This window comes from Corynebacterium sp. TUM25015, from assembly GCF_056393505.1.
Map to the genome: position 1 here is coordinate 512,933 of NZ_CM150783.1, position 24,279 is coordinate 537,211.

A 24,279-nucleotide genomic window follows, 5' to 3' on the forward strand; every position below is an offset into this window, starting at 1 on the left:
CCAGTGTAGAACGAACCTACAAACTATGCGCTGATCTGCGCGATGATTTCTACCTCTACGGGGGCGTTCAGCGGCAGTGCGGCCACGCCGACAGCTGCGCGAGCATGCACTCCCGCCTCGCCGAAGATCTCTCCCAGCAGCTCGGAAGCGCCATTGACTACGCCGGGCTGGCCACCAAAGCCGGCGGTGGAGGCAACAAAACCATTGACCTTTACAATTCGTTCAATGTTTTCGATTCCCACCAGATCATCGATCGCGGCAATGGCGTTTAGTGCAGCTGTACGGGCGGCGTCATAGGCTTGCGCCTCAGTGACATCCGCGCCGACCACGCCAGTGACAGGCAGGCTACCGTCTACGAAAGGCAATTGTCCGGAGGTGTAGACGAGGTTGCCGCTGCGCACAGCGGGGACGTAGGCGGCGACGGGTGCGGCCACCGGTGGGAGCTGCAGGCCGAGCTCTTCGAGCTTGGAACGGAAGTTCTGCTGCGCCATGGTTACTGCTCCAGGGGGCGCTTCATGTAAGCGACGTGCTGCTCGCCGGTCGGTCCGGGCAGCACGGAAACGAGCTCCCAGCCATCCTGGCCCCAGTTGTCGAGGATCTGCTTCGTCGCGTGAGTGAGCAGCGGTACGGTTACGTATTCCCAGTTAGTCATGGCCACCACCTTAGCGGTTCGGCGGTTTACTTAGCTGCTTTAGCTGCTTCCAGCTGGCCGGCGAAGAAGTCTGCCCAGCTGGTGATCTCGGGGTGCTTGCGCAGCAGGGCGCGGCGCTGACGCTCGGTCATGCCACCCCACACGCCGAACTCCACCTTGTTATCCAGTGCATCAGCACGGCACTGGAGCACTACAGGGCAGTGGCGGCAGATAGCTACGGCCTTGCGCTGAGCTGCACCCTTTACAAACAACTCGTCCGGATCCACGTTGCGGCAGTGCGCCTGGGTAATCCACTCGCCGCGATTATTGAAAGACTCGCGGGTCGTGATTTGTTCGGCAGGCTGGCAGGTCGGCTTCGAACCGTTGCTGACCTTTGTGTGGGCGAGCGATGCAGTCATTTTCTCCTCCGAAACGTTCCTTTCGGCAGGGTGGCCGTCGCTCCTTGTGCGTCGGTTGTCGTTTCTTACCACCAACTGCCATATGAGGCTTGCTGTAGTAGTAATTTTATTCACACGTTTTTAGAAGTGTCGAATACATCACATTTTGGGGGTAATTGATATCCACGCGACACTTGTCGAGTAGGGATTCAATTAACCAGGGAAAACCTCCCACATCACACACTGCGCAAAGCGCTTTTCTTTTGACGCCCTCACGATCCCGCTGGTCAGCACTATCAGTAAAACGTGTCGCACATCACAAACTAGCGAATTTCCTGTCCTGCGCTGCACTGCGCTCCTCCCCCACGAAATGCGTATATGCAAGAGTTCAAGGATCACCCCCGACAGCTGGAATGTAGGCGTCAAAAAGAAAGGGGCGGAGGGTTGTCCGGGGCGTGGGTTATGGTGATACGCGTGGAAGCACCGAAGGCATTTCTAAGACTATTCCTCGCCATCCTGGCCGGTGGCGTGCTGCTCGCCGCAGCCATCCTGCCGTTTGCCGGGGCCGGCGGCTGGATGGTTAACGCCAGCACGGACACGATGAACTCCAGTGTGAAAGACATTTCGGAGAACAACACCGTTCCGCTCCGCTCGCGGATCACAGATCGGAATGGCAAAACCATTGCCTGGGTGTACAACCAAAACCGCACCGAAGTGCCATCGGACAAGATTTCACAGGCAATGAAAGACAGCATTGTCGCTATTGAGGACCGGCGCTTCTATGAACACGAAGGCGTGGATATCCGTGGCACCCTGCGCGCCGCGGTGGCAAATATCTCCAGTGGTGGGGTCTCCGAGGGCGCATCGACGATCAATCAGCAGTATGTGAAGAACTATCTGTGGCTGATCTCGGCGGAAAACGAGGACCAAGCAGCGGAAGCGATCGAGACTTCTCTGCCGCGTAAGCTGCGCGAAATGAAGATGGCCGGCCAGCTAGATAAGAAACTGACGAAGGACGAGATCCTGACTCGCTATCTCAACCTGGTTTCCTTCGGCAACAGTGCTTTTGGCGTTCAGGCTGCGGCACAGACCTACTTCGGCGTCAACGCGGCAGATCTGAACGATAACCAAGCGGCATTCCTCGCCGGAATTGTGCAGTCGACTAGCGCCTTGGATCCGTATACGAACCCCGATGGTGCAAAGGATCGACGCAACGCCGTGCTCCAGACGCGTGTGAATTCCAAGACTCTCTCACAGAGCGAGGCAGATGCTCTCGCCAAGAAGCCACTGGGCGTGCTGAAGGCCCCCAAGATCCCAACTAACGGCTGCATCGGCGCAGGCGGAAGCGGGTTCTTCTGCGACTACGTTCTGGAATACCTGGACAAGAAGGGCATTCCTAAGGACGAAATCACAAAGGGCGGATACACCATTCGCACCACACTGGATCCGAAGGCACAGGAAAGCGCGGAGAAGGCGGCACGCAGCAAAGTGTCACCGACTCAGGAGGGTGTATCGGCGGCTACCGACTACTTGGCTCCCAAGGACGGCATGCACCAAGTTCTAGCCATGGCTTCCTCGCGCAAGTACGGGTTGAATCAGGACAAGCAGCAGACTGTGCTACCACTGACGCACTCTATGCAGGGCCACGGCGCCGGATCCGTTTTCAAGATCTTTGCCGCGGCAGCTGCAATGGAAGACGGCATGGGGTTGAACACTAACCTCGCCGTTCCTGCCCGCGCGGAGGTCGAAGGCATGGGTGCAGGTGGCGCTCGCGGCTGCCCGCCAGGCAAGTACTGCGTGGAAAACGCTGGCTCCTACAAGCCGAACATGACTCTAAAAGAAGCACTAGCAACAAGTCCGAATACGCCTTTCGTCGAGATGGCGGAGAAGATCGGGATGAAGCGCATTGTGGATATCGCCATCAAACTGGGGCTGCGTTCCTATAAGGAAAAAGGCAGTTTCGACGGCGAGCACTCTGTGGAGGAGTACATCAAGGACAATAACCTTGGCTCCTTCGTCTTGGGTCCCACTGCCGTGGATCCACTGGAGCTCTCCAACGTTGCCGCCAGCCTCGCCGATCACGGCCGCTGGTGCGAGCCACTTCCCGTGCTAGGCATCAAGGATCGCAACGGCAAGAAGGTGGATTTCGACGAAGCGAAATGCGAGCAAGCCATCGATAAAGATATTGCGGATGCGCTGGCCAACGGCATGGGTAGCGATGTACAAGGCGGAACAGCTGCCGCTTCTGCGCGCGCAACGGGATGGAGCGCCCCGGTATCCGCGAAGACCGGTACGACGGAAACCAGCTTCTCCGCCGCATTCTTAGGGTTCACCCCGGGCTGGGCTGGATCTTCCTACATCTTCAACGACGGCGGCACTGCCAAGAATCTGTGCACGGCGCCTGTGCGCCAATGTGGCAATGGCAATCTCTACGGTGGTAACGAGCCGGCACAAATCTTCTTCGAGACCTCCAAGCCGGTTATCAACAAATACGGTGGTGGCAAGCTCCCGTCCTATAACAAGAAGTACGACGCAGGTACGAACCCCGGTAAATGGGGCGCGCCCGTAGCCAACACTGGCGGAGGCGGAACCAGCACAAACAACGCAGCGCCGCCGCAGACCAACACCCCACCTCCGGAGATCAACCTGCCACCTGAAGTTCGGCGAGGGCTCAACGATTTGAACGATCTACTGCGCCAGTTCCAGTAGCGTCAGGCTGACCACCGCCTTCCTCAAAGAGCGCGAAGCGATACTCTGGAAGACGTGAAAAAGAACTCCCGCAATGCCAATACTGAGCCCCACAAGCAACGTTCAATTCCTGCCAGGCTGCTGGCGTGCGTGGCCGGACTTGGAGCCGCTGGCGTAGCGGTAGCTGCGGCGTCATATAGAGAAACCCTCAAGTTCCAGCTCCACGAGGTCACCGTGCCGTTGTTAGAGCCCGGCACCCTACCTGCTGATTGGGATAGCTTCCGGTTGCTACACGTAAGCGACCTGCACATGCTGGATAAGCAGCACCACAAGCAGGAATGGGTTGCGGCACTCGACGAGTTGGATCCTGACCTGGTGGTCAACACCGGCGACAACCTGGGCGAAAAGGAGGGCGTGCCGGGAGTTCTCCGTTCACTCGGTCCGCTGCTGGAACGCCCCGGAGTGTTCGTATTCGGCAGCAATGACTATTTTGCGCCGCGCCCTGTGAACCCCTTCATTTATCTGCTTGGCAAGAAGCGCAAGCCTTCCGATGAGCAGCTGCCTTGGAAGGGGATGCGCGCCGCCTTTATCGAACGTGGCTGGCATGATGCCTCGAATGCCACGGTTGAGTTCGCTATCGACCCGGCGGCAACGGGTTCGCTTACTAGCCCTGCAAAGATCAAGCTGGCCATCGCTGGTGTGGACGACCCTCACCACGAGCTCGACGACTACTCGCAGATTGCTGGTCGTCCGAATAGTGACGCCGACTTGGCCATCGGCCTCAGTCATTCCCCGGAACCGCACGTTCTGGACCGCTTCGCCGCTGACGGATATCAGCTGGTACTGAGCGGTCACACGCACGGTGGGCAACTGTGCCTGCCTGGTGGGCGCGCCATCGTGACGAACTGTGGCATCGACCGTAGCCGTGTGCGTGGGCTATCGCGCTGGACCGAGCGCATGTGGCTGCACGTGACCAACGGGTTGGGTAACTCGAAGTATGTGCCCTTCCGCACCTTCTGTCGCCCGTCGGCAACACTGATCCACATCGTGGAGAAGCCGTCGGAATAACCGGCGAAGAAGAAGAGGGGAAAATGCCCTCTATACAGCCATTTTGAAAATTGGCCCCTCTGCGGGCTATAGTTGTTCGAGTTGCAGCCGTTGGCTTTGCATCATTTGCGAGGTTGCTCGCAGTCCGCAGAACTAACGTGCCGCTCCAGACCGGGATATGGCGCAGCTTGGTAGCGCACCTCGTTCGGGACGAGGGGGTCGCAGGTTCAAATCCTGTTATCCCGACCAACAATAGCCCCAGTCAGTGGCTCCACACAGGTCACAGGCTGGGGCTTTTTCGTATCCTTGCGCCCCCTATCCCTCACAGTGTAAGAAGTTATTAGCCCCGGAGTTTAGTAGCCTAGCCTTACCTAACATCTGCTACACGAAAAGATCACTCCCTCAAAGTGATCGCCACCTCTGGAGGCACCGGGATTGCGTCGCAGGCAGCCCGGGACAAATGGAAACTTCCCCCTCACGAGACAAGGCTCAACACGCACAACTATGGAACGCTCAGCCAATTCCGGTTCATACCGGGACAGCGTTGACGTGCTCGTCGCCGTCGTGGGCACGGACAGCGCATTCTGCGGAACCACACATGAACCTAGGAGAATGGGACATGAGGAAATAATGTTCGCCACCTCGCGTGTACTCGCCCGGCGACACGGATTATTGGTGGGAGGAACCGCCGGGGCAGCAATCCATGAAGGAGTGCAGACCTTGCAGACCTGCAGCGCGGTGCGGAGATGAAGGTAGCCGCGAGGTTGAGCTCCATGCAGAAGTATCGCGAAGTCCTGGGAATTTCTCTTCCCATCGCCGGGGTGCAGCTTGCTGGGGTAGCGCTGACCACCACGGACGTTCTGATGTTGCAATCCGTGGGCGTAATGGCGATCGCCGGCGGTGGCCTGGCGATGCAGCTCTACAACCAGATCCGCACGATGTGCGTGGGTATGGTGACAGCCAGCTCAAATCTCGTAGCCGAAGCTGCGGCAGAGATGGAGCGGAAGGATCCTTCAGATCCACCTTCCGAGGAAAGCGCGGAGAGGATCCGCCGAGCCGTGCGCTCCTCTTTCGCCGTGGGCACGGGTACTTCAATTCTCGGCGCGCTACTAGCCATCTCCTTCGGGGCACTGGTTCTTGCTCTGCCCATCGACGAGCAGGTCGCCCGTCTCACCTTCGCCATGACGCTCACATTGGCGCCGGGACTCATCCCTATGTTGTGGCTCAATGTCTTGCGCCAGTTCGCCGTAGGCATGCGGAAACCAGGCTCGCTTCTAGGCATCACGCTGGTATCAATCTTCGTCAACATAGCTCTGAACTGGGCATTTATGGCCTGGTCGACGTCGGACGCATGGAAGGTGGCGGGCATCGGACTGTCCACGACTATCGTCCAACTATTAACCCTGTTGGCCTTCCGTGTGATGGTGCTGCGCATACCTGAGCTGCAACCCTATTTTCACATCTTTCCCCGCGCAGGCGATGGGGCGACTATACGCCACCTAGTGCGTCTCGGAGTACCAGTCAGCCTGACCTATGGCTCGGAGGCGGCGATTACTACAATCGCCGGATTGGTAATGGGAACCCTCGGTCCGCAGATGTTGGCTGCACACAACGTGGTAAACCAGCTGGCATACATCGTCTACCAGGTCTGCATCGGCTTCTCCCACGGCGGGTCGGTGCTCATCACGAGGGCACGAGCCGAAGGTGCCAACGCGGTACGCGCGGTGACCCGGCGCGTATTACTCGTCGTGGTCACGTACCTGGGGGTTATGGGCGCAATATGGCTCCTACTGGGACGCTGGGTGCTGAGCCCGTTCCTGGGAGATGCCGACGCCACCACCTTCCATATCGCCGTCCTGCTTCTGTGCCTCGCGGTGTTACAGCAGTTCTCTAAGGGAATTCAGAATGTGGCGGTGGGATTACTGAGGGGGCTCAAGGACACTACTTCCGGGCTGCGCTGCACTCTCATTGGATACTGGCTGGTCGGCGTACCCGGGATTCTGGCGATGGGCAAGTTCCTGAATTGGGAGGGCTACGGCGTGTGGTGGGGGTTGATTGTCGGCTTCGCCACCACTGCGGTGCTGCTACTACGAGCCTTTTCTCGACGCCTCGCTTCACTTAGCTAACGGGGTGTGGGGCAGCGAAATGACGACATTCTCTTCCAAGCATTGCCATCTAAATAAGGTGTGACTAACCTAAGTAAGTCGACCCAAAGAAAGGAACGCAGTTGACCCTCACGTCACTTAGAACTCGCAGCCCCCGCTCCCCCATGCGCCCTCATTTTCGCCTAGCTCGCGCAGTCGTCTCAGCGGTCGCCGCCACCGGCCTTTTCATGACCGCCGCCTGTAGCGCCAGTGATGGAACGAACTCCGCAACCAACGGAGAAAAACAGCAGATCACCGACATCCTCGGACGCAATGTCGAGGTTCCGAAGAAGGTTGAGCGGGTTCTCATGGGCGGACAGAGAATGCTCTACACCACCGCTATCCTCAACAAGGAAAACCCGCTCCAGGGGATCGTCGCTTGGCCCGATGACTTGCAGCAGAACGACCCCGGCACTTACAAGAAGTACCAACAGAGATTCTCCGAGATCGGGGATATTAAGCAGACCGGTGAGGTTTACGATGGCTCGATGTCCGTCGAGCAGGCCCTGGAATCTCGCCCAGATGTCTTCATTGTTTCCGCGAACAGTTTCGACGCCGCCCAAGACGCCGGCATCGTCGACGGTCTTAACAAGGCCGGAATCCCCACCGTCGCCGTCGACTACTTCACTGACCCAGTAAAAAACACCGCACCAAGTGTGCGCTTGCTCGGCAAAGTACTCGGGCACGAAAAGGAGGCGGAGAAGTACGCCCGGTTCTACGAATCCAAGGTGGACATGGTTCACGACCGGTTGGAAAAAGCCAAGGCCACTCCCACCCCAACCTTCCTCTGGCGAGCCCCCGGCTACTTCGACTGCTGCTCCACTTTCGCGAAATCCAACCTGGCTCAATTAGTTACGGCGGCAGGCGGCAAGAATCTGGGAGACGACATGATCGAAGGTAAGCAAGGCCAAGTATCCCCCGAAGCGCTGGCCGGAAAAGACCCGGACGTCATCATTGCCACTGGCGCTGACTGGACTGGTGCCAAGCAGCAGCCAAAAAAGACTGGCTTTATCCCCCTCGGTTACGACGAGTCCGCCGATCAGGCAGCCCGGGATTTTCAGCGCGTCGTTAACGGGCAACCTGTCCTCAAGGAAATGCGAGCCGTCAAGGACAAGAGAGCCTACGCCGCGTGGCATCACTTCTACGACTCTCCGTACAACTACCTGGCCATCGAGTGGTTCGCCAAGGCCATGCACCCCGACCTGTTTGCCGACATTGACCCGCAGGCTGACATGAAGGAACTGCACGAAAAATTCCTCCCCGTGGAGGCGAGCGGCACCTTCTGGACTGGTTTGCCATGAGCCACGTCGCCCCGACACGGTCAATCCCTGCCGTAAACGGGAAGGATCACAAAGACAGCATCCCGCAACGTCAACGTCCCGGCGTGAGCTGGTACCGAGCAGCCAGCAGGCGCAAGGTGGCAATCATCGCCGGGCTCGCGGCTCTGCTATGTGCAGTCACCGCCACAGATTTCCTCATCGGCAGCAGCATGCCTGCTAATGAGGCGATATATGTGCTATTTCACCCCAGCGATTCCCGCCCTGTTGACCGACAGATCATCTTTGATATTCGCCTGCCAATGACCATCACGGCGGTCCTCATCGGCGCTGCCCTCGCTGCCGCTGGTGCAGAGATGCAAACCATCCTGGGCAACCCCCTCGCAGAGCCCTACACACTGGGTATTTCCGCCGCCTCCAGCTTCGGCGCCGCCTTCGCCACCGTCTCCGGATTCACCGCCGCAGGAATTGGTGCAACGCTGGGGATGGCCGGCAGCGCGTGGGTGTTCGGGATCGCAGCATGCGCGGTGATTGTCCTCTTCTCCCGGTCAAAGAGCGCCGGCACGCAGGGAATGATCTTGCTAGGCATTGCAATCGTGTTCCTTTTCGACGCTCTCCTGGCACTGATGCAATACCTCGCCTCGCAGACCCAGCTAGAGCAGGTGGTCTTCTGGACGATGGGCAGTATCACGCGCGCCACGTGGCCCCAGATCGGCCTCCTGGCACTCGTCTCGCTGATCGTCATCGCATTCTTCTACCGCAACGCGTGGACACTGACGGCGTTTCGAATGGGAGACGACCGCGCCAGGTCCATGGGAATCAACGTCAACAGGCTGCGCACGCTCACACTGGTGGGCGTCTCCCTCATGGCTGCGACGGCCGTTTCGATGGCCGGGACGATTGGCTTTATCGGCCTCGTCGGCCCGCACATCGCCAGGATGCTTGTCGGCGAGGATCAGCGCTTTTTCCTCACTACATCCATCTTCTCCGGGGCGCTCTTGCTTACCTCAGCCTCCGTGGTCTCCAAGCTGATCCAGCCCGGCGCGATCCTGCCCGTCGGCATCATCACGGCGATTGTGGGCGTGCCGGCGTTCGTCGTCCTCATCGTTCTGCGCCGCCCCCGAACCGTCTCCTCTCCAACCTAATACCCCCTCGCCGCGCCCACTTCTTCTCGCTCCAGCCCCTCCCTCACCCCAGAAAGGACAACCTCGTGGAACAGCCCGCCACGGTTCCGTCAGCCACCGCGCTGCAGGTCACCGACCTCAGTTTTTCCCACGGAGCAGCGCAGATCCTGAATGGCGTGTCTCTTCCGGGGATCAACGCCGGAACCGTCACCGCCCTTGTCGGCCCCAATGGCGCTGGTAAATCCACCCTGCTGCGCTGCATGGCTCAGCTGTGCCGATTCAGTGGCAGCATCACCGGACCTGACGCGGTTTATTTGCCACAGGATCCCCCGCCGGAAAGCACCCTTACAGTGTTCGAATCAGTGCTGTTGGCGCTCCAACACTCCCGCACAGGGTTCAGAGGATTGCGAGTGGCCACAACTACACAGGATCGAGTCAGTACGGTCCTCGCACGACTGGGTCTGGAAAACCTCCAAGCCCGGACGATGTCCCAGCTATCCGGTGGACAGCGCCAACTGGTGAGCTTCGCCCAGGCGATCGTGCGCCGACCCCAAGCCCTATTGTTGGACGAACCAACCAGTGCCCTCGATCTGCGCAATCAGCTGACACTGATGGAGCATATCTGCACCTACGCCGTCGAGGCGCCAGCAGCGGTAGTGGTCACGATGCATGACTTATCGCACGCAGCGCGTTTCGCCGATCGTATCGTAGTGCTCCACAATGGCACCGTTTACTCACACGGAGCCGTGGAGGAAGTACTCACCGAGAACATGTTGCGAGAAGTCTACCGAGTCGATGGAACTGTCACGCCCACCGGCGATGGGACTGTAGCGATCACCACGTCAAGAGCCATTTGAGGGTCTGCTAAACTTGGCGAGTCACATAAATTTTTTTCCGTTCATGTTCCGACGTGACGGACCGCCCAATTTTTTCTAGCCCCCGGAGCCACACTCCCGCGCATCTTGGGGACACTAGGAGCGATCGATCGGCTCCGTAGTTCGGGACGTTGAAGGCGATTATGTGTTTGCCTAAGAAATCGTCGTCGAACTCGTTGGTTAGGGTGTTGTAGACACGTGGCATTGTTGGCCGTCCCCGCCACCATAGCGGTGGCACTCATCCTCGTCCCCCTGTTGGTCAAGACTCTTGACCGAAACGCCGGCTGGCCCTTGGGCCTGACTTTCCTGGCGCTCGCGGGGTACGTGATCAAACATGCCGACCCGGTCTTGAATGGCGAGACTGCCACGTGGTCTGTCACCTGGATCCAAAACTTCCTATCCGGAGCGGGCGGCGCAGGTAACGCAAGCGCGGGCGCAGCATCCACGGGCAACTCAACAGCCCTCGATCTGTCTCTGAAGATGGACTCTCTGGGGCTGTTCTTCACCCTCCTGGCTCTCCTTATCGGTGCCGTGGTCTTTATCTACTCCGCCGCCTACCTGCACAGGGGCGACAAAATCATGAGCTTCTACGTGCTCATGACCTCGTTTATGCTGGCAGTTCTACTACTGGTACTGGCGGACGACGTAGCGCTGCTGTTCATCGGCTGGGAGCTTGTCTCCCTGGCTTCGTTCTTCCTTATCGCCCGCTCGGGTTCCGGCGGCGAGGCCGGTTCGATCCGCACCTTGCTGCTGACCTTTGTCGGTGGTCTGTTCCTGCTGGCGGCACTCGGTATCGGTGTGGTCACCACGGGCACGACGGATCTCACGGCCATGCTGCACTCCCCCGCCTGGGACGGCCAGGACGTGCGTCTGGCTATCGTCGCCGTCCTTATCGCCCTTGCCGCGTTTTCAAAGGCCGCACAAATCCCCTTCCACTTCTGGCTGCCCGAGGCCATGGCCGCTGACACCCCGGTCTCTGCCTTTCTGCATGCCGCCGCCGTCGTGAAGGCGGGCGTGTATCTGCTGCTGCGCTTCTCCGGCCTCTTCGAGGGCGTCATGGCCTGGCATACGCTGCTCATCGTCATCGGCATGACGACCGCCATCATGGGCGCCGTGTTCGCGATCCAAAAGACGGATCTAAAGAAGCTCACCGCCTACTCCACTGTCTCCCAGTTGGGCTGGATCGTCGCGACCATCGGCGTGGGCACTCCCTTCGCTATCAGCGCCGCGCTGGTTCATACCGCCGCCCATGCGCTGTTTAAGTCCTCCCTGTTCATGATCGCCGGTGTGGTCGACCACCAAGCCGGGTCGCGCGATATTCGCCGCCTTGGCCCTCTGTGGCGCCAAATGCCTTTCACTTTCGTTTCCGCTGTGATCGCGGCGGCGTCAATGGCAGCGATTCCCCCAACCTTCGGCTTCGTTTCGAAGGAAGGCATGCTCACTGCCTTCGAAGATGCGCCACTGAGCAATGTGGGCGTCATCGTCTTGCTGGTCGCAGCGGGTATCGGCGCAATCGCCACGCTCGTGTACTCCGCCCGCTATGTGCTGGGTGCCTTTGTCGACGGGCCCAAGGATGTCTCGCATGTCAAGGAAGCCCCGGTGAATCTATGGCTGCCTGCCGTACTGCCCGGCGTGCTATCGCTGCCGGTTGTCGCGTTCATGGGCATCTTCGACGAGACGATCGATCAGGTGGTGGAGGCTACAGGGCTCGGCCATGCGCATACGCACTTAGCGCTCTGGCATGGCCTGACGGTGCCTTTGGGTATCTCTGTCGCGGTACTGGTCGTGGGTCTTATTGTTGTTATTTATCGACGCCCCCTGCTCCAGCCGCTCGAGGGCAAGCGACTCGGGGTGGCAACGGGCGCGGAGATGATTACCGCATTCATCGAACGTTCCACGAAGTTCGGGCGCGCTTTTGGCCGCCTGGCGAACTCTGTGAACCCCAACCGGCACGTGGTGTGGATCTTCTCCATGCTGATTCTGCTGGCGGGCTTTGCCCTGCTGGGGCCGGGGCGTATCGAGGGTCTGGCGGATTTGAGCCCGCGGGTCGAGGGAATCGACAACGTCGTCGACTTGGTGGGGCTGGTGATCGTTGGCTTGGGTGTATTGGCGATGATCGGAACGCGTTCGCGTCTGGCCTCCGTTGTGCTGGTTGGCATCGTTGGCGTGGGTGTTTCCTGGGTCATGCTGACCTTGGGCGCACCTGATGTGGCTACGACCCAGCTGCTGGTTGAGTTCTGCGTGGTGGTCATCATGATGCTGGTTATCCGCCACCAACCGCGCTTGTACCTGCGCGAAGGAGCCAACCGCACGCGCTTCGCCACGGTTCTGGCGGTGCTCGTTGGCCTAGTTACTTTCCTGGGGTCGTGGCTGCTTATCGGCCGCCACGACAAACCCGAGATCGCACAGTGGTACTTGGAAAAGACCCCGGAGATCTCTGGCGGCAACAACGTCGTCGCCGTCATCCTGGTTGAGTTCCGTGCTTTCGATACTTTGGGCGAGCTGTCGGTGCTGGGCATGGCGGGCATTGTGATTGCCGCACTGATCAAGTCCATCCCGCGTTCCCCGGTTCCGGGCTATGGCCCGGGTTCTACCGCAGAGCTATTCCGCGCGCCTGGTTCCACTCGGTTTCCGGATGTCCACAAGGTTCCGGAGCTGGCACCGTTCTACTCCAAATACCTGCGTTCCACGCACTTGAACTCAATTAACTCCCGGATGACGCTATATCCGTTGGTTCCGATCCTGGCGCTCTTGTCTGCCGCGACGTTCTGGCGCGGGCACCAGGCTCCCGGCGGCGGATTCGTCGCCGCCCTGATCGCGGCCTGTGGCATCTTCATGTACTACCTGGCGCAGGCTCGGGCGAAGAAGATGTTCACTGACCAGGTTGCCTACACCTTCGTCGGTGCCGGTATGGCGATGGCACTTATCACCGGCTTGATCGGCTACATCAGTGACGGCTTCCTCGCCCCCATCCACGGAGAGATTCTGGGGCAGCACGTATCCACCTCGCTGATTTTCGACGGTGGTGTGTACTTGGCAGTACTCGGCCTGGTGGTCATTGTTATCAACCAGATGGGTGGTCGCGAACGGCCGGGTACGGACCCGGCAACACTGAAGTCGAAGTTCCGTGCCCAGAACGCAAAACAGAAGATGGGGTTGAACTCCAAGGGCAAGCGCCCCGCCCCTATCGAGGGCAAGGAAACCCCGGCCAAGAAACCTTCGCCAGTCGCCGTCACCGTTGGTGGCAGCAATATTCCGTTGAATCCTTCCCAGGTATCAGCCGCTGCAAAGGCGGAGGAAGAAGCCCACCGGGCAGAGCGCGAAGCGGCCCGTGCACCGGTGCCGACGCAGAAAGACAACGGGACTGTGCAGGCAGATGAGCCTGACGGCGTCACCAATGAAGAACCAGACGAGCAGAAGGGAGAGCAACAGTGATCATCGCAGCCATCATCGCCATCCTGGTCGCCGGCGGCGTGTACCTGGTGATGCAGCGTGGAATGCTGCGAATCATCATGGGCATCACGCTCTTGGGCCACGGTGTGAACCTGCTGATCCTCGCCGCGGGCATTGGCGCGTGGCGCACGGATCCCCTCATGGATCGGGCTACCCCGGAGCAGGCTGCCGACCCGCTGCCGCAGGCGTTCGTGCTGACCGCGATCGTGATTTCAATGGCTTCCACCGCCGTCATGCTCGCCATGGCCGCGCTTGGCCGCGACGATGACACTATCGGCACCGATGACGTAGAGACCGCCTCCCGCCGACTGCGCACCCTGCAGACGATGGGGTGGAAGAACTACGAGGAGGCCAAGACGCACGGCGGTGTGGTCGAGGAGCACAAGTCCAAGAAACTCGGCGCGAACGACTACACCGAGGTGCATTCAAGCGCGGACGAAGATGGCCTACAGGAGGGACAGAAGTAATGACCGGAAGCTCCCTACTTAGCCTGTTTATCGCCGTTCCACTGCTCTCTGCTGCCGTCGCTGCGATGGCTCCATGGAGTGCTGTGCGTCGCGCACTCGGCCTGCTGGTGCCCATGTTCGGCATCGGCGCTAGCCTGTGGGTACTGACCAAGGTCAGCGAACCCCATACGGTGATGGTCGATAACGTCGGCGGCTTTATCGGTGGTATCTCCATCCCCCTGGCCGCCGACAATCTGGCGGGCATCATGATCCTGACGACCTCCGTCGTCGCTCTTGTCGCCAATTGGTTTGCCGACGTGGTTGGGGAGACACGAACCCGCTTCTACCCTGCCCTCACCCTGATGCTTATCGGCGGTGTGTGGGGTGCGTTGCTTACCGCGGATCTGTTCAACCTCTTTGTGTTTATCGAGGTCATGTTGATGCCCTCCTTCGGCCTGCTGGCCATGACGGGCACGTGGGCACGCCTGGCCGCGGGCAGGATGTTCATTGTCGTGAACCTGGTGACCTCCCTGCTGCTGCTCTCCGGCGTGGTGCTGGTCTATGCAGTTGTGGGCACCACCAACCTCGCGGCTCTGGCGGGCGCCGCCGGCCCGCGCGGTACCGAGTTCGCCGAGGGCGTGTTCGGCAATCAATGGCAACTGGTAGTCCCCCTTGGCATGGTGCTGCTAGCACTTGCCGTTAAGTCAGGCGTGGCACCAGTCCACACCTGGCTGCCGCGCGCCTACCCCTCAACTTCCCCCGCGGTGATGGCACTATTCTCCGCCCTGCATACCAAGGTCGGCATCTACGCCATCTTCCGCGTGTACCTTACCGTCTTCGAGGGGGATCCCACCTGGTCGTGGGCCATCCTGGTGATCATGGTGCTGGGCATGCTGATCGGTGGCTTTGCCGGCCTTGGCGAAACTACAATGCGCAGCGTCCTTGCCTATCAGATGGTCAATGGCATCCCATTCATCCTGATCAGCCTGGCGTTCTTGAGCGATAATGCGCGCCTGATGATCAGCGCCGGGCTGTTCTACATGCTGCACCACATGATCGTCGCCGGGGCACTGATTATGGCCTCCGGCGCGATCGAGGAAACGTACGGTTCCGGCCGTGTGCGCAAACTGTCGGGCCTGCTACGCCGCGACCGTTTCGTCTCCATTGTCTTCGCCGCAGGCGCCCTGGCGATTGTCGGCCTACCTCCGTTTTCCGGTCTTTGGGGCAAACTCGCCCTCGTCTTCGGCGTAGCTCAGGACGGTACATGGAGGACATGGGTAGCCATCGGCGCGATCATCATCTCCTCAATTGGTGCCCTGGTCTCCATGATCTACGTATGGCGCGAGGTGTTCTGGGGACGACAAATGAACGCCAACGAAACCAACCCGGAGCTGCGCGTGCCGAGCCGCTACGTATGGCCGTCGGCAGTGATGATGCTGATTTCCGTCGGCATGTTCATCGGTGCCGGTCCGGTCTTCCAGCAGATCAACAAAGCCGCCGACAACCTAACCGATACGACGGCCTACGTTGAAGCGGTGCTCGGCGATCCAGATGAGGCCATCGGCGTGGTTCTGCCGCCCGGGCCAAGCGGATTGGATAACGTCCCTACGGACGCTCGGAGTTCGACGAACGATGACGCCTTTAAGGAGCGTGTCGAAAGGGAGAACCAAGAGCAACCGACCCAGCACGGGGAGGAACACTAAGCCATGGCAAAGTTCAGTATTGTCCACGCGGTGAAATCCACCGGCCACGCGCTGTGGTACGCCACCTGGTTGACGGGGCAGATCATCAAGGAATCTGTAGTGATGGCCATCGATACCCTCGGCACTGGCCGCAATATCGCACCGGTGGTGATCTACTACCCGCTGCGCGTAACCAGCGAGCGGGATATCGCCGCTTTCATCGCTTCGATCACCATGACCCCCGGCACCCTGTCCTTGGGTGTGACGGGCCCGAAAGAGGTTGACTACGACGCGGCGGCGGGCGAACGCAACTCAAAGGACGCATTCGCCGTAGCCCGTTCGGAGTTCAACACTCACGGTTTGTACCACGTACAACGCTTCCTGGCAGTGCACGCCATGTACGGTTCAGATCCCCAGGAACTGCTGGATAGCTTGGCGGATATGGAGGAGCACCTCGCTCCTTCGGTGAAGGAAAAGCCGCTGAATTTCGATGTGCAGTACCTGGTGGAGAAGGGGCGCCCCGGTCCGCGCGGTTTCCGAGGTTCCCGTGGCGGCCGCGCCTCCGACGAGACGGTTTTCGATGTGGAGAAGGTGGATTCCACCCCACACGCCGCTGCCTTCGTTGCCGCGATCCTGCAGTCTGATGAGGAAGAGAAGAACCCCTCCGACGTGCGGGATATGGATCGAAAGGAGCGCTACGAAATCGCCCGCCGAAACGCGGAACGCGCCAAGGCGCGGATCTCGAACGCCACCCCCGATATTGATACTTTCCGCGGGGACAACCTGGGGGCGTCGCTACCCGACCAGGAGGGGAAGACCAAACCCGGAGAGACTTTGTACGATCCGCTGTATCCGAAGGAACACCCAGGCAGAGCCAAGAAAACCCCGAAGCAGAAAGGCAAGTAGATGGAGCCCAAGGACCTACTCAACATCCTGGTGGGCATCGCCGCCACCATCGTTGTTATCGCCCTGTTTACGGTGCTGTGGCGCGCGGTGTCTACCCATAATGACGCCCGCCGCGCCGTCCTTTCCGACATGGTATTCATGGCGATGGCCGGGTTGTTCCTGTGCTATTCGATCTTTCACCGCACAGCAATCACCTACGAGGTCGCGCTCTTCGCCGGATTGTTCGGCGCACTGTCGACGATCGCTTATGCCCGCATCATTTCCCGAGGGAGGCGCTAAATGTCCACCACACTCCTCGCCGCTGCCGGCGACATGGTCGAGTTCAGCGAGCCCGGGTGGCTCGGCGCAATTACCGCAGGTGTGCTTGCCATTCTGGGGTCCATCTTTATCTTTGTTTCTGCCCGCGCGATGTACCTTGCTCCGGACGCCCTCAGTCAGGTCAACATGGTAGGCCCAGCTGTCGGCGTGGGACTTCCGCTGCTGATCTGCTCCAACCTTGTGTACTCCTGGTCGACGGAGGGATTCATTCTAGGAGAGCTGATCCGCGCCATTGTGGCCATTACCGCATTGCTGGTGGTGGGTGCTGTCGGCTCGTATGTGATGGGCCGTGCGCTGCACGCCACGCACTGGGATCACACGGTGCCGCTGTCTGGCGGTCAAAAAGCGAAGGAGCCGAAGTAGGCTTCCAGGCAGAGCGAGATTCCCAGTCTCGCAAACATCAAGGGAGCCAGCGCCCACGCAAAGGTGGGGGGCTGGCTCCCTTGTTTTGGATTCGCTGTACGGGGGTCTCCCGCGAAAGCTAAAAACTCTTAGCCGACGACGGCAACGGCTTCCACGTCGATCTCACCGCGCATGGCCTTGGAGTAAGGGCAGAACGCGTGTGCGTCAGCGACCAGCTCATCGGCCTTAGCCTGATCCACGCCGAAAATGGTGGCGGTGATCTTAGCGGACAGGCGGAAGCCCTCCGGAACCTTGTTCAGGGAAGTTTCGACGGTAACCTCCGGGGTCTGCTCCAGCTCGACGCCGGCTTCCTTGATGGTCTTCTGCAGAGCGCCGTTGAAGCATGCTGCCCAACCGGCGGATACAAGCTGCTCCGGGTTGGTGCCCTCGCCGGAACCACCCAGTGCCTGCGGCGGGCGAACATCCAGATCGATCTGACGGTCATCGGTAGCGACGTGGCCATCGCGGCCACCGCCGGTAGAAATTGCCTTTGCTGTGTACAGTACGTCGCTCATGTGAAGAACAGTCCTTTCTTCAATCTGCTTGTCGAAGTGATCTCTAGCGTTATTTCTAAAGCTCGCTCTGGGCGGGGTGATCTTGTCGCCACCGCTCGGCGACCAGCCTACGTGAACTCGCTTACCTCGCGCCTCCGCATGGCTCCGGGGCGCATAGTGCCTACTTACTGGTGAAGATCTCCTTCACCCGGTCGCGCAGGTTCTCGTCCACCTTGCCCCAGTAAGTCCAGCACTGTTCTGCCACCTGGTCAGATACACCCTCCATAGCGCCAGCGATATTGCCGGCGAGGCGCTCCCGGGCAGCGTCATCCAATACCTCGCGCACCAGCTGGCCTGCCTGGATAAAGTCATCATCCTCCGGGTGGCGGACATAGGCGCCACGGGTGAGGTCGGTGCCGTGCAGGTCATCAAACAGACCCAACTCCTCGGCGGCAGTGCGGGCGGATTCTTGGCCCCGGCCAAAGCCGTACTGTGACTCACCAGCACCAACTCCCTGCTCGACGGCGCCGGAACCATCGTTGACGTCGTTGGCGCCCTCGGGGCGCTCGAAGCGGTTCGGGGAGTACACGGGCGTACCTGCCGGTGGGAACTCCTGGTTACCCGCGCCGTCCTTGGCCGTGTAGTAGTTCTTCTCTGCCACCACGGAGCGGTTAGAAGGCAGCTGGTGGAAGTTCACACCCAGTCGGTAGCGCTGCGTATCGGCATAAGCGAAGGCGCGAGCCAGCAGCATCTTGTCCGGGGATAGGCCGATACCCGGCACGAGGTTCGAGGGCGCAAAAGCAGCCTGCTCGATCTGCGCGAAGAAGTTCTGCGGGTTCTCGTTGAGCGTAAAGTGGCCGACCGGGATCAACGGGTAATCCTTCTGCGACCACGTCTTGGTCAGGTCGAAGGGGTTCCAACGGTAGCCCTCGGCCTCGGCAACAGGCATGATCTGTACCTTTACATCCCACGTCGGAAAGTCACCACGCTCGATGGCGTCATAAAGATCCTGGCGTGAAGAATCGAAGTTACCGGAAGCAATGACCTCGGCGGCTTCGTCATCGCTGTAGAACTTCCAACCCTGGCGGGTCTTGAAGTGGTACTTCACCCAGAAACGCTCGCCGGCAGAGTTAATCCACTGGTAGGTGTGGGAGCCGAAGCCGTCCATGTGACGGAAATCGGTCGGGATACCACGATCACCCATCAGATAGGTCACTTGGTGTGCGCTCTCCGGGGAACGGGTCCAGAAATCCCACTGCATATCCGCCGAGCGCAGACCGGAATCCGACAGGCGCTTCTGGGAACGGATGAAGTCGGGGAACTTAATGCCATCGCGCAGGAAGAACACCGGGGTGTTGTTGCCCACGATGTCGTAATTGCCTTCCTGGGTGTAAAACTTCAGCGAGAATCCGCGCACGTCGCGTACCGCATCGGGGAAGCCCTGCTCGCCTGCAACGGTGGAGAAACGGGCCAACATCGGGGTCACGCGACCCGGCTGGAACAGATCGGCCTTGGTGTACTTGGATACATCCTCGGTGATCGTCAGCTCGCCGAAGGCGCCGGAACCCTTGGCGTGCACATTGCGCTCCGGGATGCGCTCGCGGTTAAAGTGCGCATGCTTTTCCACGAGGTGTACGTCGGACAGCAGCAGCGGACCTTGCTCGCCCACCGAGGCAGAGTGCTCTTCGGTGCTGACCGGGGAACCGTTCACGTTCGTTGAAACCCCGGAGTATGGGCACACGCCGCGAGAGGCTACGTCCTTCGCGGATGTGATGGCCTCTGTGTTGTTGTGTTTGTCGTTTGTAGCAGTCATGGGTACCTCCTGATACCTGAGTCGGCTCTTCAATCCACCTTGCCAGAATTCCGAGCACCGCGTGTTAGGATCACTCCATGACCAGCCAGGCACCAGACAGCCAGGCACGCGATGCCGCTGTCACCGATCTCGCCCTGCGCGCCGCCAGTGGCGACCGCCAGGCACTCACGGAGTTTATTTCTGCAACACACGACGACGTGTGGCGCCTCCTGGCACACCTGGCAGATACAGACCGCGCGGATGACCTAACGCAGGAGACCTACCTGCGGGTTTTAAGTGCCCTCCCCCGTTTCGCTGCGCGTTCCACGGCACGCACCTGGATCCTGTCTCTGGCGCGCCGCGTGTGGGTCGATAGTGTTCGCCACGATATGGCTCGTCCTCGTAGCTCTGTCATGGAGATCGAGGACGCCACCAGCTCCACTCCCGCCGCTGAGACCACTGGCGGTCAGAGCTGGGCGGAATGGGTGGATACCCGCACCCTCATCGACCGGCTGGAAGCCGACCGGCGCGAGGCCCTGATTCTTACGCAAGTGTTGGGCTACACCTACGCCGAGGCCGCAAAGATCGCGAATGTGCGCGTCGGCACGATCCGTTCCCGTGTAGCTCGCGCACGTGCGGATTTGGTTGAGATGGCCGGCGAGGGGCACGGTGGCGTCACCAAGGAAGGGCAGAAGAGCCCGAAGCGCCGCTTCGGGGTAGCCTAGCTTTATATAAGGTGGCGGGCATGAGCACCATCGCCTTTTCTCACCGCATTCCTTTGGGCTTGGACGACGTCTGGGCGCTGCACGGGCGCCCAGGAATCGTTCGTCGTCTGACGCCAGGTTTCACGCGCATGAAACTCATCGAACAGGCAGAGTCCCTGCGCGATGGGGTGACGACGTTTGCGCTGCCCGGCGGGGTGACCTGGGTGGCACAGCACCAGGCTGGAGGTTATGAGGGAGCTGCACCGGATCGGCGGGCTTTTCGCGATGTGTGCGCAACCCCGGCGCTCGGCACGCTCACGGGGTGGGAACACACACATGAGTTCCGGTCTGCGGACACACAAGGCAAGGCAGCGGCGACAGTCATCACTGACACTGTGCACACCAATCTGCCGAGGTGGGCTGCGAAAAAGGCTTTTGAAGGGGTGTTCGCATATCGGCAGAACCAGCTGCAGGCTGATGTGCAGCACTTGAATTTCGCCCGGCGTTTGCACGAGGATCCACTACGCATCGCGGTCACTGGCTCTGGTGGCTTGGTAGGAACGCAACTGTGCGCACTATTGGAACTGGCGGGGCATGAGGTAATTCGTCTGCAGCGCGGCAATGGCAGCGCCCACGGCGCTGGGGGTAGGGGCTTAAGCGATACGGTGCGGAAGTGGAACCCAGAAAACCCGGCGCGCGGTCTGCTCGACGGAGTGCACGTACTGATCCACTTGGGTGGCCACCCCATCGCAGGCCGGTTCACCGACCAGCATGTGGCGAAAGTACGCGATTCTCGGTTGGGCCCGACCGAGAAGCTGGCGCGACTGGTGGCGGAAACCCCTAGCGTGGAGACGATGGTGTGTGCCTCTGCCGTCGGGTTTTACGGCAATGATCGCGCCACCCTAGCGGATGAATCCGCAGAACAGGGCGGTGGCGTATTGGCGGAAATCGTAGCGGGTTGGGAGCAGGCAACCGAACCGGTTCGTGCAGCGGGTAAGCGGGTAGTAAATGTTCGCAGTGGGCTGGTTTTGGGCGGCGGTTCCCAAATGCTGGATTTACTGCTCACCAGCGTGCGCATGGGCGGTGGGCATCTAGGTGACGGCAGCCAGCACTTCGCATGGGTGGCTCTGGACGATGTGGTGGATGTGTACCACCGTGCGGCCATCGACCCGAACCTTCACGGCCCGGTGAACGCGGTGGGCCCGCAAGTGCTGACGAATGCCGAGTTCACACAGATCCTGGCGAAGGTCGGAGGTGGTTTCCCGCTGATCCCCGTGCCCAGGCAGGCCCCGGAGGTGCTACTGGGAAAGCAGGGCGCTAGAGAGCTGGCGTTGGCCGACCAACACGTGGTGCCGAAGCGCCTGGAGGAACTGGGCCACCCATTCCGCTACCGCACTGTGGAGGCTGCGCTGCGGCACGAACTGGGGCGAGAAGACGCGCAGCTGGTTTAAGGAATGTCAGGTAGCTAGGGCTAGGCTTGTCTACATGAGCACGAGCGCCAGCAACCAGCCCATCGCCCCCGACTCCGCTCTCCTTCTGCTGTCTTTCGGCGGCCCGGAGAAGTCCGAAGACGTGGTGCCCTTCCTGGAAAACGTCACACGTGGCCGTGGCATCCCCCGCGAACGCCTGGAAAAGGTAGGCGAGCACTACTTTGCGCTTGGTGGCCGCTCCCCGATCAACGACCAAAATAAGCAGCTGATTCGCAATATCGAGGCTGAGCTTTCCCGGCGCGGCATCGACCTTCCCGTCTACTTCGGCAACCGCAATTGGGAGCCTTATGTAGAGGACACGCTGCAGCAAATGACCCGTGATGGCATCCGCCACGTCTACGTATTCGCCACCAGTGCCTGGGGTGGTTACTCGGGTTGTTCGCAGTACCAGGAAGATCTGCGCAGGGCGATCGATGCGTGCGAGAAAGCTGGCCTGCAGCCCCCGACCGTGGAGCGACTTCCGCAGTTCCACTCCCACCCTACTTTCATCGCAGAGTTCTCCCAGGCAGTGGATGCTGCCCGCGCTCAGCTGCGGGCTGATTATGGCGCAGACATCGCGGAGGAGGCTGACCTGATCTTCACCGCGCACTCCGTGCCGACTGTGGCGGATAAGGCCGCCGGTCCGCATAAGTTCGGCGGGAATCTGTACTCCCAGCAGGTGTTGGATGCTTCGCGCTTGATTCAGCAGTCCAGCAGCTTCGCCGACCACCCCGGCAGCGGCGCGGATTATGGCTGGACCGGCCATTTGGCTCGGCACGATAACGTCGGTGGCCGCGGGGATGGCCCTGCTCACACGGGTGAAACGGTAGGGGTTGATGTCGGCGTCGGCACGAACCTCGACGTCGAGGTCGTGTGGCAGTCACGTTCCGGCTCCCCGCATGTGCCGTGGCTCGAGCCGGATGTGTGCGACCATATTGAGGCGCGCGCTGCGGCTGGCAATAAGCGCGCTATCGTGCTGTGCCCGGTCGGTTTCATTACCGATCACGTGGAGGTGCAGTGGGACCTGGATACCGAGGCACGCGATGCCGCTGCGAAGGCGGGCATCCCCTTCGTGCGTGTTGCCACTCCGGGCTTGACCGCCGGTTTCGCCGAGATGGTCGTCGATCTTGTTGTTGGTAGCGACGCCCCCAGTTCCAACCTCTCTGAAGATCAGCTGGCCGCGCGAAACCTGGCGGCACGAGTGGTCGGTGAACTGACCACGGTTCCGGATTTCGGCCACACGTTCAACGGCAAGCCGTGTGCTCCGGGCTGCTGCGGTAGCGAGGTTTAGCCGCTAAACCAGCAGCTCCGCGATCTGAATGGTGTTCAGAGCCGCGCCCTTGCGCAGATTGTCGCCAGCAACGACCAGCACGAGGCCACGGTTGCCGTCGACGGTCTGATCCTGGCGGATGCGTCCGACCAGGCTCTCGTCGATGCCCGTGGCAGCCAGTGGGGTGGGGACGTCCACTACCTTCACACCCGGAGCCTCGGCCAGCAGCTCGCGGGCGGTATCCGGGGTGATCTCGCGGTCGAATTCTGCGTGGATCGTCATGGTGTGACCGGTGAAGACGGGCACGCGGACACAGGTGCCAGCGACGCGCAGTTCGGGGATTCCCAGAATCTTGCGGGACTCGTTGCGCAGCTTCTGCTCTTCATCGGTTTCCTCGGAACCATCGTCCACGAGATTGCCAGCCAGCGGCAGTGCGTTGAAGGCAATGGGCGCTACATATGGCTCCAGGTTGTCGGCGTGCAGGGCAGAGCCGTCGTGGACCAGCTTACGCAGCCCCTCGGACTGATCGACCTCGCTATTGTCGGCCTCGCCGTTGACATCACTGCCCAGGTTATCCAGCACCTGACGCACCAGCGCGTCCACTCCGGCCAGTCCAGAGCCGGAAACCGCCTGGTAGGAGCTGACGTGTAGGCGATTCAGCCCCGCGGCCTTGTGCAGTACGCCCAGCACGGGCATGGCAGCCATGGTGGTGCAGTTCGGGTTGGCGATGATTCCCTTTGGGGTGTGCTTGGCATCCTCCGGGTTGACCTCGGAGACCACCAGCGGCACCTCCGGGTCCTTGCGGAATGCCGAGGAGTTATCTACGACGATCGCGCCAGCTTCGGCGAAGCGCGGGGAGTGCTCGCGGGAGGTTCCGCCGCCTGCGGAGAACAGGGCAATGTCGATACCACGCAAATCCTCAGTGGCGGTGGCGGCGACGTCCTCGACGACGATCTGCTCGCCACGGAACTCTAGGGCCTTGCCCGCCGAGCGGGCGGAGGCGAAGAAACGCACCTTGTCCGCCGGGAAGTTCCGCTCGACGAGGATGTCGCGCATGACGCGGCCCACTTGGCCGGTTGCTCCAACGACGGCGATGGTGGTCATTCGGGGATCTACCTCTTCTATCTTTCGGGGTGTTGCTTAGCGCTCTTCAGCTGCC

General features: G+C 60.5%; 21 protein-coding genes and 1 tRNA gene. 16 read left to right on the plus strand and 6 right to left on the minus strand.

The features are described 5' to 3' along the window. Positions 1-23 precede the first annotated feature (23 nt). The 3 genes from AC06DS_RS02380 to AC06DS_RS02390 are packed head-to-tail and all read right to left on the minus strand — an operon-like array spanning position 24 to position 1,050. Complete coding sequence (locus AC06DS_RS02380; protein ID WP_476728407.1) at positions 24-491, minus strand: RidA family protein; 468 nt, start codon at positions 489-491, stop codon at positions 24-26. Positions 492-493: 2 nt separating this feature from the next. Beyond that, positions 494-652, minus strand: coding sequence for a DUF4177 domain-containing protein (locus AC06DS_RS02385; protein ID WP_011274258.1), 159 nt, complete (start codon positions 650-652; stop codon positions 494-496). A gap of 26 nt (positions 653-678) precedes the next feature. Then, positions 679-1,050 carry a WhiB family transcriptional regulator gene (locus tag AC06DS_RS02390; protein ID WP_293790876.1) on the minus strand — a complete coding sequence of 124 codons (372 nt, stop codon included), beginning with the start codon at positions 1,048-1,050 and terminating at the stop codon, positions 679-681. A 441-nt stretch (positions 1,051-1,491) separates the two neighbouring features. Here AC06DS_RS02390 and AC06DS_RS02395 point away from each other — a divergent pair, with 441 nt between their 5' ends. From AC06DS_RS02395 to AC06DS_RS02455, 13 genes are all read left to right on the plus strand, one after another. Further along, positions 1,492-3,738 (plus strand): transglycosylase domain-containing protein, encoded by a 2,247-nt coding sequence (locus tag AC06DS_RS02395; protein WP_477100890.1) that lies wholly within the window; start codon positions 1,492-1,494, stop codon positions 3,736-3,738. A 105-nt stretch (positions 3,739-3,843) separates the two neighbouring features. Then, positions 3,844-4,785 (plus strand): metallophosphoesterase, encoded by a 942-nt coding sequence (locus AC06DS_RS02400; protein WP_477101217.1) that lies wholly within the window; start codon positions 3,844-3,846, stop codon positions 4,783-4,785. A 151-nt stretch (positions 4,786-4,936) separates the two neighbouring features. Next, positions 4,937-5,013, plus strand: a tRNA-Pro gene (locus AC06DS_RS02405). Between the two features lie 524 nt (positions 5,014-5,537). Further along, positions 5,538-6,890 (plus strand): MATE family efflux transporter, encoded by a 1,353-nt coding sequence (locus AC06DS_RS02410; protein WP_477100891.1) that lies wholly within the window; start codon positions 5,538-5,540, stop codon positions 6,888-6,890. 143 nt (positions 6,891-7,033) lie between these two features. Further along, on the plus strand, positions 7,034-8,209 hold the full coding sequence (locus AC06DS_RS02415; RefSeq protein ID WP_477100892.1) for an ABC transporter substrate-binding protein: 1,176 nt from the start codon (positions 7,034-7,036) through the stop codon (positions 8,207-8,209). Further along, positions 8,206-9,330 carry a FecCD family ABC transporter permease gene (locus tag AC06DS_RS02420; protein ID WP_293790884.1) on the plus strand — a complete coding sequence of 375 codons (1,125 nt, stop codon included), beginning with the start codon at positions 8,206-8,208 and terminating at the stop codon, positions 9,328-9,330. Before AC06DS_RS02415 ends, AC06DS_RS02420 begins: the two co-directional genes overlap by 4 nt. A gap of 65 nt (positions 9,331-9,395) precedes the next feature. Then, entirely contained in the window at positions 9,396-10,166 is a 771-nt protein-coding gene (locus AC06DS_RS02425) for an ABC transporter ATP-binding protein (protein WP_477100893.1), read from the plus strand. A 216-nt stretch (positions 10,167-10,382) separates the two neighbouring features. Continuing rightward, the gene (locus tag AC06DS_RS02430) at positions 10,383-13,619 is read left to right on the plus strand and encodes a DUF4040 family protein (RefSeq protein ID WP_477100894.1); all 3,237 of its coding nucleotides are present in this window, start codon (positions 10,383-10,385) and stop codon (positions 13,617-13,619) included. Then, positions 13,616-14,104 carry a cation:proton antiporter subunit C gene (locus tag AC06DS_RS02435; RefSeq protein ID WP_293790887.1) on the plus strand — a complete coding sequence of 163 codons (489 nt, stop codon included), beginning with the start codon at positions 13,616-13,618 and terminating at the stop codon, positions 14,102-14,104. The genes AC06DS_RS02430 and AC06DS_RS02435 overlap by 4 nt, the downstream gene beginning before the upstream one ends. After that, the gene (locus AC06DS_RS02440; protein ID WP_477100895.1) at positions 14,104-15,786 is read left to right on the plus strand and encodes a monovalent cation/H+ antiporter subunit D family protein; all 1,683 of its coding nucleotides are present in this window, start codon (positions 14,104-14,106) and stop codon (positions 15,784-15,786) included. The genes AC06DS_RS02435 and AC06DS_RS02440 overlap by 1 nt, the downstream gene beginning before the upstream one ends. A gap of 3 nt (positions 15,787-15,789) precedes the next feature. After that, positions 15,790-16,671: a Na+/H+ antiporter subunit E gene (locus AC06DS_RS02445; protein ID WP_477100896.1), complete on the plus strand. Its 882-nt coding sequence runs from the start codon at positions 15,790-15,792 to the stop codon at positions 16,669-16,671. Further along, positions 16,672-16,950 (plus strand): monovalent cation/H+ antiporter complex subunit F, encoded by a 279-nt coding sequence (locus AC06DS_RS02450; RefSeq protein WP_477100897.1) that lies wholly within the window; start codon positions 16,672-16,674, stop codon positions 16,948-16,950. Next, positions 16,951-17,352 (plus strand): Na+/H+ antiporter subunit G, encoded by a 402-nt coding sequence (locus tag AC06DS_RS02455; RefSeq protein WP_293790891.1) that lies wholly within the window; start codon positions 16,951-16,953, stop codon positions 17,350-17,352. It abuts the gene before it with no gap. A 128-nt stretch (positions 17,353-17,480) separates the two neighbouring features. Here AC06DS_RS02455 and AC06DS_RS02460 read toward each other — a convergent pair whose 3' ends face one another. Together AC06DS_RS02460 and AC06DS_RS02465 are read right to left on the minus strand one after the other, a co-directional pair. After that, on the minus strand, positions 17,481-17,906 hold the full coding sequence (locus AC06DS_RS02460) for an organic hydroperoxide resistance protein (RefSeq protein WP_477100898.1): 426 nt from the start codon (positions 17,904-17,906) through the stop codon (positions 17,481-17,483). 160 nt (positions 17,907-18,066) lie between these two features. After that, positions 18,067-19,698 (minus strand): catalase, encoded by a 1,632-nt coding sequence (locus tag AC06DS_RS02465; RefSeq protein WP_477100899.1) that lies wholly within the window; start codon positions 19,696-19,698, stop codon positions 18,067-18,069. 77 nt (positions 19,699-19,775) lie between these two features. On the opposite strand from AC06DS_RS02465, the gene AC06DS_RS02470 reads away from it, so the two are divergent. The 3 genes from AC06DS_RS02470 to AC06DS_RS02480 are packed head-to-tail and all read left to right on the plus strand — an operon-like array spanning position 19,776 to position 23,141. Further along, positions 19,776-20,402: an RNA polymerase sigma factor gene (locus AC06DS_RS02470; RefSeq protein ID WP_477100900.1), complete on the plus strand. Its 627-nt coding sequence runs from the start codon at positions 19,776-19,778 to the stop codon at positions 20,400-20,402. Positions 20,403-20,422: 20 nt separating this feature from the next. Beyond that, positions 20,423-21,832 carry a TIGR01777 family oxidoreductase gene (locus AC06DS_RS02475; protein WP_477100901.1) on the plus strand — a complete coding sequence of 470 codons (1,410 nt, stop codon included), beginning with the start codon at positions 20,423-20,425 and terminating at the stop codon, positions 21,830-21,832. A 34-nt stretch (positions 21,833-21,866) separates the two neighbouring features. Then, complete coding sequence (locus AC06DS_RS02480) at positions 21,867-23,141, plus strand: ferrochelatase (protein ID WP_477100902.1); 1,275 nt, start codon at positions 21,867-21,869, stop codon at positions 23,139-23,141. Positions 23,142-23,144: 3 nt separating this feature from the next. Here the strand turns inward: AC06DS_RS02480 and AC06DS_RS02485 are convergent, their stop codons facing one another. Continuing rightward, positions 23,145-24,224, minus strand: a complete 1,080-nt coding sequence (locus tag AC06DS_RS02485; protein WP_477100903.1) for an aspartate-semialdehyde dehydrogenase — start codon at positions 24,222-24,224, stop codon at positions 23,145-23,147. Positions 24,225-24,279 lie beyond the last annotated feature (55 nt).